This window comes from Streptomyces sp. NBC_01363, assembly GCF_026340595.1.
GTDB lineage: Bacteria > Actinomycetota > Actinomycetes > Streptomycetales > Streptomycetaceae > Streptomyces.
Map to the genome: position 1 here is coordinate 423,888 of NZ_JAPEPF010000001.1, position 13,305 is coordinate 437,192.

General features: G+C 68.6%; 15 protein-coding genes. 9 read left to right on the forward strand and 6 right to left on the reverse strand.

All coding sequences use genetic code 11. The annotated features are described in order from the left end of the window. Nucleotides 1-25: 25 nt before the first annotated feature. From OG611_RS01895 to OG611_RS01915, 5 genes are all read left to right on the forward strand, one after another. Nucleotides 26-874 (forward strand): helix-turn-helix transcriptional regulator, encoded by an 849-nt coding sequence (locus OG611_RS01895; protein ID WP_266414878.1) that lies wholly within the window; start codon nucleotides 26-28, stop codon nucleotides 872-874. A gap of 102 nt (nucleotides 875-976) precedes the next feature. Beyond that, nucleotides 977-1,222, forward strand: coding sequence for a hypothetical protein (locus OG611_RS01900; protein ID WP_266414880.1), 246 nt, complete (start codon nucleotides 977-979; stop codon nucleotides 1,220-1,222). Continuing rightward, nucleotides 1,215-1,460 carry a hypothetical protein gene (locus tag OG611_RS01905; RefSeq protein WP_266414882.1) on the forward strand — a complete coding sequence of 82 codons (246 nt, stop codon included), beginning with the start codon at nucleotides 1,215-1,217 and terminating at the stop codon, nucleotides 1,458-1,460. Before OG611_RS01900 ends, OG611_RS01905 begins: the two co-directional genes overlap by 8 nt. 163 nt (nucleotides 1,461-1,623) lie before the next feature. Beyond that, on the forward strand, nucleotides 1,624-1,866 hold the full coding sequence (locus OG611_RS01910) for a DUF397 domain-containing protein (RefSeq protein WP_266414884.1): 243 nt from the start codon (nucleotides 1,624-1,626) through the stop codon (nucleotides 1,864-1,866). A 39-nt stretch (nucleotides 1,867-1,905) separates the two neighbouring features. Further along, a complete protein-coding gene (locus OG611_RS01915) occupies nucleotides 1,906-2,103 on the forward strand; it encodes a hypothetical protein (protein ID WP_266414886.1) in 198 nt (65 codons plus the stop codon). Nucleotides 2,104-2,325: 222 nt separating this feature from the next. On the opposite strand, the gene OG611_RS01920 is transcribed toward OG611_RS01915, so the two are convergent. After that, the gene (locus OG611_RS01920; protein WP_266414888.1) at nucleotides 2,326-2,583 is read right to left on the reverse strand and encodes a hypothetical protein; all 258 of its coding nucleotides are present in this window, start codon (nucleotides 2,581-2,583) and stop codon (nucleotides 2,326-2,328) included. A gap of 994 nt (nucleotides 2,584-3,577) precedes the next feature. Between OG611_RS01920 and OG611_RS01925 the strand changes: the two genes are divergently transcribed. Beyond that, nucleotides 3,578-4,129 (forward strand): peroxiredoxin, encoded by a 552-nt coding sequence (locus OG611_RS01925; RefSeq protein WP_266414890.1) that lies wholly within the window; start codon nucleotides 3,578-3,580, stop codon nucleotides 4,127-4,129. Nucleotides 4,130-4,141: 12 nt separating this feature from the next. Then, entirely contained in the window at nucleotides 4,142-4,675 is a 534-nt protein-coding gene (locus tag OG611_RS01930; RefSeq protein ID WP_072483998.1) for an alkyl hydroperoxide reductase, read from the forward strand. An 88-nt stretch (nucleotides 4,676-4,763) separates the two neighbouring features. Here the strand turns inward: OG611_RS01930 and OG611_RS01935 are convergent, their stop codons facing one another. The 4 genes from OG611_RS01935 to OG611_RS01950 form a co-directional block, all read right to left on the reverse strand. Then, nucleotides 4,764-6,227 carry an AI-2E family transporter gene (locus OG611_RS01935; protein ID WP_266414892.1) on the reverse strand — a complete coding sequence of 488 codons (1,464 nt, stop codon included), beginning with the start codon at nucleotides 6,225-6,227 and terminating at the stop codon, nucleotides 4,764-4,766. 127 nt (nucleotides 6,228-6,354) lie between these two features. After that, nucleotides 6,355-7,068 (reverse strand): transglycosylase SLT domain-containing protein, encoded by a 714-nt coding sequence (locus OG611_RS01940; protein ID WP_266414894.1) that lies wholly within the window; start codon nucleotides 7,066-7,068, stop codon nucleotides 6,355-6,357. Nucleotides 7,069-7,458: 390 nt separating this feature from the next. Continuing rightward, the gene (locus OG611_RS01945; RefSeq protein ID WP_323180075.1) at nucleotides 7,459-8,781 is read right to left on the reverse strand and encodes a PhoH family protein; all 1,323 of its coding nucleotides are present in this window, start codon (nucleotides 8,779-8,781) and stop codon (nucleotides 7,459-7,461) included. Nucleotides 8,782-9,204: 423 nt separating this feature from the next. Further along, entirely contained in the window at nucleotides 9,205-9,966 is a 762-nt protein-coding gene (locus OG611_RS01950) for an isoprenyl transferase (protein ID WP_266425462.1), read from the reverse strand. A gap of 200 nt (nucleotides 9,967-10,166) precedes the next feature. Here OG611_RS01950 and mgrA point away from each other — a divergent pair, with 200 nt between their 5' ends. Together mgrA and OG611_RS01960 are read left to right on the forward strand one after the other, a co-directional pair. Continuing rightward, a complete protein-coding gene (mgrA, locus tag OG611_RS01955; RefSeq protein WP_266414898.1) occupies nucleotides 10,167-11,207 on the forward strand; it encodes an L-glyceraldehyde 3-phosphate reductase in 1,041 nt (346 codons plus the stop codon). Nucleotides 11,208-11,483: 276 nt separating this feature from the next. After that, nucleotides 11,484-12,635, forward strand: coding sequence for a winged helix DNA-binding domain-containing protein (locus OG611_RS01960; RefSeq protein ID WP_266414900.1), 1,152 nt, complete (start codon nucleotides 11,484-11,486; stop codon nucleotides 12,633-12,635). Between the two features lie 40 nt (nucleotides 12,636-12,675). Here OG611_RS01960 and OG611_RS01965 read toward each other — a convergent pair whose 3' ends face one another. After that, the gene (locus tag OG611_RS01965) at nucleotides 12,676-13,134 is read right to left on the reverse strand and encodes a hypothetical protein (RefSeq protein ID WP_266414902.1); all 459 of its coding nucleotides are present in this window, start codon (nucleotides 13,132-13,134) and stop codon (nucleotides 12,676-12,678) included. Between the last annotated feature and the right edge of the window lie 171 nt (nucleotides 13,135-13,305).

Genomic DNA, 13,305 nt, shown 5'->3' on the forward strand with positions numbered 1-13,305 from the left:
GCGCACGTACCGAAGCAGCCAGCTCATGTCATCGTCTCCGTCCTCCAGCGCCCAGGCAGCCAGAGAGCAAGTCGCCCGGCGGCTCGCAGATCTCCGGCGTGACGCCGGCCCGACGATGCAGGAGCTGGCTGATCGGTGCCACTGGAACAAGGCCAAGACCTCCCGTATCGAGGCCGTCAGGACCACACCCTCAGACGCTGATATCCGGGCCTGGTGCCATGCCCGCGACGCGAAGGACCAGACGGCCGACCTCATCGAAGCGTCCCGGTCGGCCGACTCCATGTACGTGGAGTGGCGCCGGACGCAGCGCACAGGGCTGCGAAGAGGCCAAGAGGCGAGTGTCCCCCTCTACGACCGCACCAAGCTCTTCCGCATCTACTGCGTGAAAGTCCTCCCCGGTCTGCTCCAGACCGGGGGCTACGCCAGGGCTCTGCTGTCCAGGATCGCGGACTTCCGGGGTGTGCCTGACGATTCGGCCCAGGCTGCTGCTGCCCGCGTGGACCGGTCGAAGGTCATCCGCGACGGCCGGCATCGCGTCGTACTCCTCATTGAGGAAGACGCTCTGTACCACCGCATCGGCGACGAAGACGTGATGAGAGGCCAGCTCCACTACCTACTCACGACCATGTCCCTCCCGGCTCTCTCCTTGGGGATCATCCCTCGTGCGACTCCACGCCACATGTGGGGCATCGAGACGTTCACCGTGTTCGACGACAAGAGGGTCCACGTCGAGCTGCTGGCGGCCAAGGTCACTGTGACGACGCCCAGCGAGGTCGAGATCTACTTGCGTGCTTGCACACGCCTGTCCGAGATGGCCGTGGTCGGTGCCCGAGCCAGGGCTCTGATCCAGGAAGCGATCCACTCCCTCGGATAACCCGCCTGCAACAGCGTGCAACAAGATGGAATCTGGCCTCCCGCAATACCTAACGTCATCACAAGCCCACAGGACGCAGGGACAAGTGATGGACGGTCACCTATGACTACTGCCGCGGAAAAGAGGACCCCGGACGAAACAGCCCGGTGCATCGCCAAGAATGCGGTCCCGGATGTCACCGAGGCACTTGAGCTGATGAGGCTCCAGGGCCCCGTCGAGGTCGGGGACGTGCAGGACGGGGACGGAACCGTGCTCATCACTCTCCGCTCGGGTGACGCCTACGAGTTCGCGCGCTGGGTACGTATGCGGGCCCCGCGGAAAGAGACCTCGGGCCGTAGTCATGGCTGACAAGGGGCCAGTCGGATACCACGACAGCGTCGAGACGCCGGCCACCATCCGCGTTGGCGACCTGGTCCTTCACGACCGCGTGTACTTCGCGGTGGCGGACATGGTCTCGGCGCGCAACGGCGCCAAGATCCTGCACTTCCACGATCGCGAACCGCTCCTGGTCGAGGGCCCCATCAAGATCTTCAGGCAGGTGGAGTGCACGGTTTCGCTCGGCGAGATCGTGTACAGCCGCACCTGACCCACAGACACCGTCCCTGCCAGCAGGCCCCCGTACTGCTATGGGGACGGGCAAGGCCCCCGCCCCCGGTGAGCCTGGCAAGACCGTCCGGGGGCGGGTTGCAAGTGCACGACGGCGCGGAGAACGAATCTCCGCTCAGTCCAGCACCAGGAGGACTATTTCCATGGACGGAAACCTCTACGCACTGGCCGTACCCGAGAGCGCCGCGTTCGAGCAGTACTGCGGAGGCAACCTCGGCGGCTCCAACGAGACGTGCGTCTCCTTCGCGGCCATCCCCGGCGCGGAGTCCTCGTTCGTCGTCCGCGACAGCAAGCCGGAGGGAGCCGGCAAGGAGCTGCGCTTCACCGAGGCGGAACTCGACGCGTTCGCGGCGGGCTGGGTCAAGCAGCGGGGCCTGACGGTCTAATCTGCCGCCGAGTTCCAGACGGGCAACGTGCCTCCGACGATGACCGGCCACTGGTTGATGAAGAAGAGCCAGGTCTCCGCTGACCGCACCTGGACCGACCTCGGTATCGCGCTGGCCTGGCTGACGAAGAAGTACGAGGAGAGCCCGCCCTACGTACGAGCGGACGGGCTTCAGGCGTACAGCCGGCGATCGAAGACCCCGCATTCCGGAGGGTGGTTCTGCCTGGCGATCTCCTGAGCACGGCGAGCCTCGCCAATCGTGTGCAGGAGACCCGGCAGGCACTCATGGCGTACCTCGAAGGCGTTGACGTGGACCAGCTCGCGCCGGCCGTGCGGAAGGCCGCCATCACCGAGCTGGAGTACACCACCTGATCGGAGGCTTCGTGGCCTCCGCCCGGAGTGAATGGATGAACCGCAGCGCCCCGCCTCAGCCGCGACAGATGAGGCGGGGCCACCGTGCTTACGACAGCACCAACACGGCGGGGGTGACGACCTCGGCCACCGTCTTGTCGATGGCCTTCCCGGCGACGTCTTCCGCCTTGCGCGGCTTGGTGACGTCGGCCGTGGTGGTCACCGCCTCATCAGTGACGGGGGCGACTGCCGTGACCTCTACCTGTGCCGGGTCCTTCTTGGTGGCCTTGCTCGGGTCCTCCACGGTCAGCAGCATCTCGACGCCGTCCGTCTGCGCCTGGTCCTCGGTGTAGGCCGCCGTGAGCACGGCGCCACTTCGGCTTCTTCGTCGAGGGGTCGAGGATCGTGTAGACGGCGAGGGTGTTGTCCTTGGTCATGAAGGCCGTGGGCTCTAGGCCGGGGACGGACCTCTTCCTAACCTCATCGACGATGGGGGCCGCCCATGTCGGAAGGTACTTCCCGGTGCCGGGCACCATCTGGTCGACCAGGTCGCGGACCTTGCTCTTCTTCGGCTTCTTCGCCTTCTTAGGCTTCTTCGTTTTGGAAGGCTTCGCCTTGGGGGCCGCTTTCTTGTGCGGCGCCTTCGAGACCTCCGGGCCAGAAGTACCCGTCGGGTGCTTCGCGGGGCCCAGGCCCTTGCCCTCGGATTCCGGTTGTGCGGCCTTCCCCTGTCCCACGTGGGAGAGTGCGTCAGCATTCGGGCTGCTGGTGGACTGCTCCTCCGGGGTTCCGTTGAAGGGCTCGATCCCGGTCTCTACCAGGACATCACTTTGATCAACGCGTTCGTGGTCGGAGCCGTCGTCCTGGAAGTCGTTCACCGGCGGGCGGTCGGTCCGGGTGATTCCCGGCTCGTCTCCCGCATGCCTGTCGATCATGCCGCCAGCGAATGCGATAGGCACTGCGGAGAAAAGGGCCACATACCCGACCAGGGCAGCAGTGGGCAACGACTTCAGACGGCTCCTACGCACAACACCTCGGGGCGCGGTGGGCATGCGCCTCAAACCCAAACACGGCCAAAAGGGTGATCTTGCAGCGGGGCCCAACCGGACAGTAGGGCTCCGGAAACCGTAATGAACGCAATCCGCCCCACCATGACCCACCCCGGCGGGACCGCAAAATGCGGCCCGCTCTGTTCATCCTGGGGAGGGGTCTCAGAGCGGGCCGCTGCATTGAGTATCCCACGCTTAACACTGATCGCCCGCCTCGATCAATCCGTGCGGCGTGACCGATTTCCGTGATCAATGGGGCATGTGGGATTGTGCTCAGGTCCAACCCCAAGCAACACAGGAGTGCCCAGAATCATGCTGACCGTCGGTGACAAGTTCCCCGAGTTCGAACTGACTGCTTGCGTCTCCCTGGAGAAGGGCAAGGAGTTCGAGACCATCACCCACAAGACGTATGAGGGTTGGAAAGTGGTCTTCGCGTGGCCGAAGGACTTCACCTTCGTGTGCCCCACCGAGATCGCCGCCTTCGGCAAGCTGAACGAAGAGTTCGCCGACCGTGACGCCCAGATCCTCGGCTTCTCCGGTGACTCCGAGTTCGTGCACCACGCCTGGCGCAAGGACCACCCGGACCTGACCGACCTGCCCTTCCCGATGCTGGCCGACTCGAAGCACGAGCTCATGCGTGACCTCGGCATCGAGGGCGAGGACGGCTTCGCCCAGCGCGCCGTCTTCATCGTCGACCAGAACAACGAGATCCAGTTCACGATGGTGACCGCCGGTTCCGTGGGCCGTAACCCCAAGGAGGTCCTGCGGGTCCTGGACGCCCTGCAGACCGACGAGCTGTGCCCGTGCAACTGGACCAAGGGCGAGAGCACCCTCGACCCGGTCGCCCTCCTCTCGGGCGAGTGAGCTGACAGCGACATGGCACTCGACGAACTGAAGGCCGCCGTTCCTGACTTCGCCAAGGACCTGAAGCTGAACCTCGGTTCGGTCATCGGGAACAGCGAGCTGCCGCAGCAGCAGCTCTGGGGCACCGTCCTCGCCTGCGCGATCGCCTCGCGCTCGCCGAAGGTGCTGCGCGAGCTGGAGCCGGAGGCGAAGGCCAACCTCTCCGCGGAGGCGTACACCGCCGCGAAGTCGGCCGCCGCCATCATGGCGATGAACAACGTCTTCTACCGGACCCGGCACCTGCTGTCGGACCCCGAGTACGGGACACTCCGGGCCGGTCTGCGGATGAACGTCATCGGCAAGCCCGGCGTGGAGAAGATCGACTTCGAGCTGTGGTCGCTCGCCGTCTCCGCGATCAACGGCTGCGGCCAGTGCCTGGACTCCCACGAGCAGGTGCTGCGCAAGGCCGGCGTGGACCGTGAGACCATTCAGGAAGCCGTCAAGATCGCCTCGGTGATTCAGGCGGTCGGCGTGACCCTCGATGCCGAGGCCGTGCTCGCCGAGTAGGACCAGCAGTACCCCTTGTACGAGAAGGGCCCCAGGGACGACCGACCGTCCCCGGGGCCCTTCTCTCTTCCGTCCGCCGCCCGTGGGCCTACTTGCCGGGCCCGTTCTTCGTGCCGCCGCCGTCGCCGTAGTCGATGTCCTCGGGCGGCGATCCCGGCGCGGGTGTCGGAGCGACGTCGACCGCGGTCGCCCCGCGCGGGGACGGCGCGTACCGCAGCGCCTGCTCCTGCCCGTACGCCCGTAGATAGCCGACCACCGTGTTGGTGACCGCGACCAGCGGCACCGCGACGACCGCGCCGCCGATGCCGGCGATCATGCCGCCCGCGGCGACCGAGAGGACGACGGCGAGCGGATGCACCCGCACCGCGCGGCCCAGGATGAACGGCTGCAGCACATGGCCCTCGATCTGCTGCACGGCGAGCACCACCGCCAGCACCATCAGGGCGGTGAACACGCCCTCGGTGACCAGCGCGACGACCACCGCCAGCGCCCCGGAGATCACGGCGCCGACCAGCGGGATGAAGGCGAAGAGGAAGATGAAGACGGCCAGCGGCACCGCCATCGGCACATCGAGGAAGAAGATCCCGAGCCCGATGAAGATCGCGTCGATCAGCGCCACTATGACGGTGCCCCGCACATAGGCGGTCAGCGTCCGCCAGGCGCGCGGCCCGGCGCCCGCGACACCCGGCCGCGCCTGGGCCGGCACCAGCTTCAGCACCCAGTGCCAGATGCGCCTCCCGTCGTAGAGCAGGAAGAGCGTCGAGAACATCGCCAGCAGTATCCCGGTGAGGACCTCCGCCATCACGGTGACGCCCTGGAGACCGGCGGAGGTGATCTGCTCGGTGTTGGTGCCGATGGTGTCGCTGAGGTTCTTCGCGACATCGTTGATCTGCTGCTCGGTGACATGGAAGGGGCTGTCGAGCAGCCAGTGCTTCAACTCGTCGATACCGTCCCGCACCTTGTCGGAGAGGGTGTCGAGGTTGTCCATGACCTGCCAGACCACGAACCAGCCGACCAGGCCCATGATGACGAAGCCCAGGATCGCCGTGACGGCGGTGGCCAGGCCGCGCGGCAGCCCGTAGCGCCTCAGCCGGGCAACGGTCGGTTGCAGCATCGCGGTGACGAGCAGCGCGGCGACGAAGGCCAGGACCACCAGCTGCACGGCACTGATGACCCGCATCAGCACCCAGAGGGTGCCCGCCAGGACGAGCAGCCGCCAGCCCGCCTCGGCCGCGACCCGCATCCCCCAGGGGATCGCCGCGACCGGATCGGGCCGGGCGGCGACGGAAGGGGCGTACGAGGGCGGCGGCGGCACATGGTCGGCCACGGCGTCGCGCCGGGCCTCCTCGTGCGGCACGGCCGCGGACGGTACGTCTCCGGACGGCGCGGCTCCGGCGGGCACGGCGGAGGCGGGCACCGGCAGTTCGGTCCGCGCGGACGCGTCCCCCGCGGCCTCGTCCCCCGCGGCCTCGGCCCTGCGCTGCTCCAGCCGATCGCCCAGTTCGGTCAGTTCGGCACCCAGCCGACCGAGCCACCCCGGAAGTTTCGACATGATCGTTCCTCTTCCCCCGTCTTCTCTCCCCACCGCTCCCCCGCCGAGCCGACCGTACACGCGCGAAGCCCCTCACCGTAGGACGGCAAGGGGCTCTGCACGGTTGAGACCGGAGCCTCGGGAGGTTCTAGTACCAGTGGTTGGCCTGCCAGAAGGCCCAGGCACCGCACGGGCTTCCGTAGCGGCCGCTGTTCATGTAGCTGAGGCCCCACTTGATCTGGGTGGCCGGGTTGGTCTGCCAGTCGGCGCCGGCGGTCGACATCTTCGAGCCGGGCAGCGCCTGGACGAGGCCGTAGGCACCGGAACTCTGGTTGACCGCCCGGTAGTTCCAGCTCGACTCGACGTTCACGATGTTGCTGAAGCACTGGAACTGGTCGGCGGGCACCATCTGACGCGCCATCGCCTGGATCTCGGCCACGGTGTACGAGCCCTGCTGGGCGAACGCGGAAGCGCTGCGGACCGAGGAGCGGCTGGCGCGCTCGGCCGCATCCTTTTCCTTCTTCTCCTTGCGCTCCTGCTCCAGCTTGTCCTCGGCCGCCGCCTTCTTCGACTTGGCGTCCTTGGCTGCCTGGATGCGGGCCGCTTCCTCCACGGACTTCTTCGCCGCAGCGTCGGCGGCGGAAGCCTGGGCATCGGCCTGCTGGGTCAGCGAGGCGGTCTGCACCTGGGCCTGCTGGCCCGCGGGGATGTCTGCGAGCAGCGTGGTGTCGGCTGCGGTCGCCTCGAAGTTGTTGTCGTCGACAGCAGGGGTGCTGCCCGAGGCAACGCCAACGACGGCGCCAACGGTGGTTACGGCAGTGGCGGATGCCACGGCGAACCCCCGGACCGAGATCCGGCTCACACGGTGTCCTTCCAGCATCGCCCGCTTAGGTGACCTCGCGGACGCAATCGTGCCCCTGGCGCTGGCCTCCCTACTGCTTGGGTCACGGGAGGCACGGGCCCGGTGGGCGACTCCCCGGAGGGAGCGCCGCGTGGTGCTCGCGGGCGGCATACGGACGGCGATTGTTGAGTTGTGTGGTGCGTGGCACCTCTGGAGGTGCGGGTGTGCCGTATGCGGGGCCTGACGGAAGCAAGACTCTGCCGGAACGTCACGCCGGGAAGCAATTCTCTGTTGCGTGTGAAAGCTCACACCTCGTTTGGAGCAAGTGATTTTCGGAAATGGTGCCGCAACACGATGCCGCCCGGCTAAGCTGCTTCGCTCGCCGGGCGGCACCAACTGCCGCATCCCGTATCAGATCTGGCCTTCCTCCAGCATTTCGGTCACCAGTGCGGCGATCTGCGAGCGCTCGGAGCGGCTGAGCGTGACATGCGCGAAGAGCGGATGGCCCTTCAGTTTCTCGACCACGGCGACGACTCCGTCGTACCGGCCGACCCTGAGGTTGTCCCGCTGGGCCACGTCATGCGTGAGCACCACCCGGGAATTCGCCCCGATCCGGGACAACACGGTCAGCAGTACGTTCCGTTCGAGCGACTGCGCCTCGTCGACGATCACGAAGGAGTCGTGGAGCGAGCGGCCCCGGATGTGGGTGAGCGGCAGGATCTCCAGCATCCCGCGCCCCAGCACCTCCTCGATGATCTCGCGCCCGGCGACCGCCGAGAGCGTGTCGAAGACGGCCTGCGCCCAGGGGCTCATCTTCTCGGCCTCGGTGCCGGGGAGATAGCCCAGCTCCTGCCCGCCGACCGCGTACAGCGGGCGGAAGACCATCACCTTCTGGTGCTGCCTGCGCTCCAGGACGGCTTCGAGCCCGGCGCAGAGCGCCAGCGCCGACTTGCCGGTGCCGGCCCGGCCGCCCAGCGACACGATGCCGACGTCCTGGTCGAGGAGGAGATCGAGGGCGATGCGCTGTTCGGCGCTGCGACCGTGGATGCCGAAGGCCTCCCGGTCGCCGCGCACCAGGCGCACATTGCCCTCGGCGGTGACCCGGCCGAGCGCCTTGCCGCGCTCGGACTGGAGGACCAGTCCGGTGTGCACGGGCAGCTCGGCGACTTCGGGTACGTAGAGCGTCTCCTCCCCGTAGAGCAGATCCACCTGCTCACCGGCGAGGGAGAGCTCCGACATACCCGTCCAGCCGGAGTCGGTGATGGCGAGTTCGGCGCGGTACTCCTCCGCGAGGAGGCCGACCGAGGACGCCTTGATGCGCAGGGGCAGGTCCTTGGAGACGACCGTGACGTCGTACCCCTCGGCCTGGAGGTTGCGCGCGACCGCGAGGATCCGTGAGTCGTTGTCCCCCAACCGGTAGCCGGCTGGCAGTACGCCGGGGTCGGAATGGTTGAGTTCGACGCGCAGCGTCCCGCCCAGATCCCCGAGCGGGATCGGGGCGTCGAGCCGGCCGTACCGGACCCGGAAGTCGTCCAGCAGGCGCAGGGCCTGCCGGGCGAAGTAGCCGAGCTCCGGGTGGTGCCGTTTGGCCTCCAGTTCCGTGACCACGACGATCGGGAGCACGACTTCGTGCTCGTCGAACCGGGCCATGGCGTTCGGATCGGCCAGCAGGACGCTGGTGTCGAGAACATAGGTGCGCCTGTCGGGCATGCGGCGCTTTGTGCTGGTCACCACGGAAGGACGTACCCCCTCGGACGAGGTTGGGGTGCGACGGCGTCGCGGAGCATCCCAATGGGAGAGGACGGACCGGGCTTGGGCCCCGATGCGCGGGCCGGGTACCGGCCCTCCGCGTCGGCCGCGTTGTTCGTACGGTCCTTCGTGTGCAAAGGGCCTCCCGGGCGAGCGGACTCCATGCCGCTCACTTGGACACGACGTCCGCCTGGTTTGTGACCGGACGTCGACCTGTCAGGGGTATTCCCTCGAACACGCGAAGCCATGCCGCCCGGGGCGGGCGGGGTGAGCTGGGAGTTGTGCCCCGGACACGTGGGGTCGGGGCTCACCACCCGGACGGTTCCGTCCTCAAGCGCCGGACGGGCTGGGAATTGATCGCCGGACGGGCTGGAGGTGGCGGACGGGACCCGGGGAGTGGGCGGAGGGTCAGCCGCCGTAGCGGCGGCCCCGGGCGGCGTAGTCACGCAGCGCGCGGAGGAAGTCGACCTTGCGGAAGGCCGGCCAGAAGACCTCGCAGAAGTAGTACTCGGAGTGCGCGGTCTGCCAGAGCATGAAGCCGGACAGTCGCTGCTCGCCGCTGGTGCGGATGACCAGGTCCGGGTCGGGCTGGCCCCGGGTGTAGAGGTGCTCGGAGATCAGGTCGGTGGAGACGATCTCCGCCAGGTCCTCGAACGACGTCCCCTTGGCGGAGTGGTCCAGCAGCAGCGAGCGGACCGCGTCGGCGATCTCCTGGCGCCCGCCGTAGCCGACGGCGACATTGACCAGTATTCCGTCGACACCGATCGTGGCCTGTTCGGCCTCCTTGAGCACCGTCTGGGTGTGCGCGGGCAGCAGGTCGAGCGTGCCGACGTGGTGGACCCGCCAGCGGCCGTCCGACGCGAGGTCGCGCACGGTGTTCTCGATGATCCCGAGGAGCGGCGTCAGCTCGGACTCGGGGCGGTCGAAGTTGTCCGTGGAGAGCAGCCAGAGCGTGACGACTTCCACATCCGTCTCGCTGCACCAGCCGAGAAGTTCCTTGATCTTGTCCGCGCCGGCCTGGTGCCCCTGCGCGGCCGTGCCTCCGGACGCCTTCGCCCAGCGCCGGTTGCCGTCGAGGATGACACCGATGTGCTTGGGCACCTGGGTGTGGTCGAGGCGGGCCTCCACCCGGCGCGCGTAGAGCCCGTACACCAGGTCGCGCAAGTTCACTGAGTTCACCTCTCGGTTCCGTGCGGGCCCGCCCGCCCCCTAGCCCGGGGTCCGGGGTCGTCCCCCTGGGGATCGCCGCACCGGTCCACAGAGTCCATCGCCCCGCCGTGCCGTGGCAGTCCCCGAAGCCGCCACATTACTGCGCAGGCGGCGCACCGGCCCAACCCGGCCTGTCACAAGTCCGTGATAAGGAGAGAAACGTGACTGATTCTCCTCTCTACTACCAGGCCGCCGGATCGCGCTACGACTCGATGGAGTACCGCCGCACCGGCCGCAGCGGTCTCAAGCTTCCCGCCGTCTCCCTCGGCCTCTGGCACAACTTCGGCGACGACCGCACGCTGGACTCCCAGCGGGCGATCCTGCGCCGTGCCTTCGACCTCGGTGTGACCCACTTCGATCTTGCCAACAACTACGGGCCGCCGCCCGGCTCCGCCGAGCTCAACTTCGGCAAGCTGTTCCGCCAGGACTTCGCCCCGTACCGGGACGAGCTGATCATCTCCACCAAGGCCGGCTACGAGATGCACCCCGGCCCGTACGGCGAATGGGGTTCCCGCAAGTACCTGCTGTCGTCGCTCGACGCCTCGCTGAACCGGATGGGGCTGGATTACGTCGACATCTTCTACTCCCACCGCTTCGACCCGGAGACCCCGCTGGAGGAGACGATGGGGGCACTGGCCTCCGCCGTCCAGCAGGGCAAGGCGCTGTACGCGGGTGTGTCCTCGTACAACACGGAGCAGACCGCCGAGGCGGCCGGGCTGCTCAAGGAGATGGGCGTACCGGCGCTGATCCACCAGCCGTCCTACTCGATGATCAACCGCTGGATCGAGGACGACGACCTGCTCGACACCCTGGAGACGGCCGGCATGGGCTGCATCTCCTTCGTGCCGCTCGCCCAGGGCCTGCTCACCGGCAAGTACCTGGCGGGCATCCCGGAGGGGTCCCGCGCCACCCAGGGCAAGTCCCTGGATCCCGGTCTGCTCTCGGACGAGGTGGTCCGCCGGCTGAACGGGTTGAACGACATCGCCCACCGTCGCGGCCAGTCGCTCGCCCAGCTGGCGCTCTGCTGGGTGCTGCGCGACAGCCGTATGACGTCTGCCCTGATCGGCGCGTCGAGCGTGAAGCAGCTGGAGGAGAACGTCGCGGCGCTCGGCGGACAGCCGCTGTCCGCCGAGGAGTTGAAGGAGATCGACACCTTCGCCGTGGACACCGAGGGCACCAACATCTGGGCCGGACGGGGCTGACGGTGGGCGGTTCCGCGAGGCCGGTACGCGGCCGGCGTCGCGGGCCGACAAAAAACGGGCCGGTCCGTGGGGGGGATACGGACCGGCCCGAGGGGGGGTTTCCACCATAACCCTTCGTAAGTGATGCTGCGCGCCACGCCACTCCACAATCACTCTCCGAATTCACCGGACTCCGTTGTGCGCACATCGTCCGGTTGACGTCCAGGTCGTCGCCGAACGCCTTCGGGCCGCGATACAGGACAGGAACTGTCCTGAAGGGCGGCTAGCTTCCCCGTCATGACGACCCGAACCGCATCCGTGACCTGGACCGCCGCGAACGCCCGCCGGATGGCGCGCCAGGGGCTCACCGCCCCCGGTCGCCTCGGCCCCGCCGACGTGGTCGGTACGCTGCCGGCCGCGCACGCCCAGGTACTCTCGGCCGCCGAGCTCTCCGTCGGGCTGCGGACGACGGGCGTGACCCGTGCCGGGGTGCGCGACGCACTGTGGAAGGACCGCACCCTGGTCAAGACCTTCGGGCCGCGCGGCACCGTCCACCTGCTGCCGATGTCCGAACTTCCCCTGTGGACCGGCGCGTTGTCCGCGCTGCCGGTCGGGCGCAACCCGTTCGCCAAGGACGCCCGGATGACACCGGAGCAGGTCGAGGCGGTGCTCGCCGCGATCGAGGAGGCGCTGACCGGGGTCGCGCTGACCGTCGACGAGCTCTCCGAGGCGGTCGTGGAGCGGGCCGGGGCGTGGGCGGGGGACCTGGTGATGCCCGCGTTCCAGGGGATGTGGCCGCGCTGGCGGCAGGTGATGCATCTGGCGGGCCACCGCGGCGTGCTGTGCTTCGCACCGGATCGCGGCCGCAAGGTCACCTACACCCGCCCCGGCGTCGTACCGCTCGACGGACCCGAGGCCCTCGCCGGTCTCGTACGCCGCTATCTGCACGCGTACGGACCCGCCACGCCCGCGCACTTCGCGAAGTGGCTGGCGCTGTCTCCTGCCTGGTCGGCGGAGCTGTTCGCGGGGACGGCCGCGCGCGGGGAGATCGAGCAGGTGACGTACGAGGGCGGGCCGGCCTGGGTGGTGGCGGGCGACACCGGCTTCCCGGCGGAGCCGGTCCGCGGGGTGCGGCTGCTCCCCTACTTCGACGCCTTCCTCATCGCGTCCCAGCCGCGCGAGCAACTCTTCCCCGGTGCGGCGTACACACGGGCGCTGGCGGGCGGCCAGGCGGGGAACTTCCCGGTGCTGCTGGTCGACGGCACGGCCGCCGGGGTGTGGCACCAGCGGCGTTCGGGCCGCCGGATCGCGGTCACCGTGGAGCCGCTGGTGCCCCTGACCGCCGGGCAGCTGCGGGAGCTGGAGGCGGAGGTGGCACGGGTCGGTGAGGTGCTGGAGGGGAACGCGGAGCTGACGGTGGGCAAGGTGATGGTGGGGGCACACGCGTAGGGCATGCGCAGGGGGACGTGACGGTGGCTGCGGGCGGCGCTCAGGTGGTCGCCGGTGCGCCCCGGTGGCCCCGGGTGAAGCGGATCGCCACGGTGTCCCCGCCGATGACCACGAAGCTGCCGCCCTCGCAGCGGATGACGGCCTCGCACACCTGGCCGTTCTCGTCCCCGCGCTCCTCGGTGCGGGTGACCGTCCAGCCGCCGTCGGGCGGCTGCGGCAGGCTCGACACGGTGGCGAACTCCCACTGCCCCGACGGTACGCACCAGCCGGGCAGCCGCGGCCAGGCACCGGACCCGACCCGCAGGGTCCCGTCGGAGGCGCAGGTCAGAAGCAGCGACTGGCCGTCGGCCAGCAGGAATTCGACGGCCTCCGGCTCCCCCAGTTGTCCTTCCGGGCGGTAGAAGACACCGAGCACTCCGATGATCCGCGCGCCCCTGAGCCAGTCGGCCCTCCCCTGCCGCGGGACCCGCGGCGTTTCCTCTTCGTTCCCCACCCTCATGGCCATCCTTCCCCAGGAGTTCACTGCCCAGGGTCGCATCCTCCGGCCGTGAGCGGCGGGTGCGACTCAGAGGCTGTCGGGTGACCTCGGATCGGAAAAGCGGACGCGGTCTGGTGCGTGCGACTCCAAGGCGGAGGAGGGAGTCGACGCGGAGCGTTGGCGACCGACGAC

Excerpts from the sequence above, each read along its gene's own strand:
- OG611_RS01895 (WP_266414878.1), top strand. The coding sequence starts at position 26 with ATGTCATCGTCTCCGTCCTCCAGCGCCCAGGCAGCCAGAGAGCAAGTC.
- OG611_RS01900 (WP_266414880.1), top strand. The coding sequence starts at position 977 with ATGACTACTGCCGCGGAAAAGAGGACCCCGGACGAAACAGCCCGGTGC.
- OG611_RS01905 (WP_266414882.1), top strand. The coding sequence starts at position 1,215 with ATGGCTGACAAGGGGCCAGTCGGATACCACGACAGCGTCGAGACGCCG.
- OG611_RS01910 (WP_266414884.1), top strand. The coding sequence starts at position 1,624 with ATGGACGGAAACCTCTACGCACTGGCCGTACCCGAGAGCGCCGCGTTC.
- OG611_RS01915 (WP_266414886.1), top strand. The coding sequence starts at position 1,906 with ATGACCGGCCACTGGTTGATGAAGAAGAGCCAGGTCTCCGCTGACCGC.
- OG611_RS01925 (WP_266414890.1), top strand. The coding sequence starts at position 3,578 with ATGCTGACCGTCGGTGACAAGTTCCCCGAGTTCGAACTGACTGCTTGC.
- OG611_RS01930 (WP_072483998.1), top strand. The coding sequence starts at position 4,142 with ATGGCACTCGACGAACTGAAGGCCGCCGTTCCTGACTTCGCCAAGGAC.
- OG611_RS01935 (WP_266414892.1), bottom strand. The coding sequence starts at position 6,227 with ATGTCGAAACTTCCGGGGTGGCTCGGTCGGCTGGGTGCCGAACTGACC.
- OG611_RS01960 (WP_266414900.1), top strand. The coding sequence starts at position 11,484 with ATGACGACCCGAACCGCATCCGTGACCTGGACCGCCGCGAACGCCCGC.
- OG611_RS01965 (WP_266414902.1), bottom strand. The coding sequence starts at position 13,134 with ATGAGGGTGGGGAACGAAGAGGAAACGCCGCGGGTCCCGCGGCAGGGG.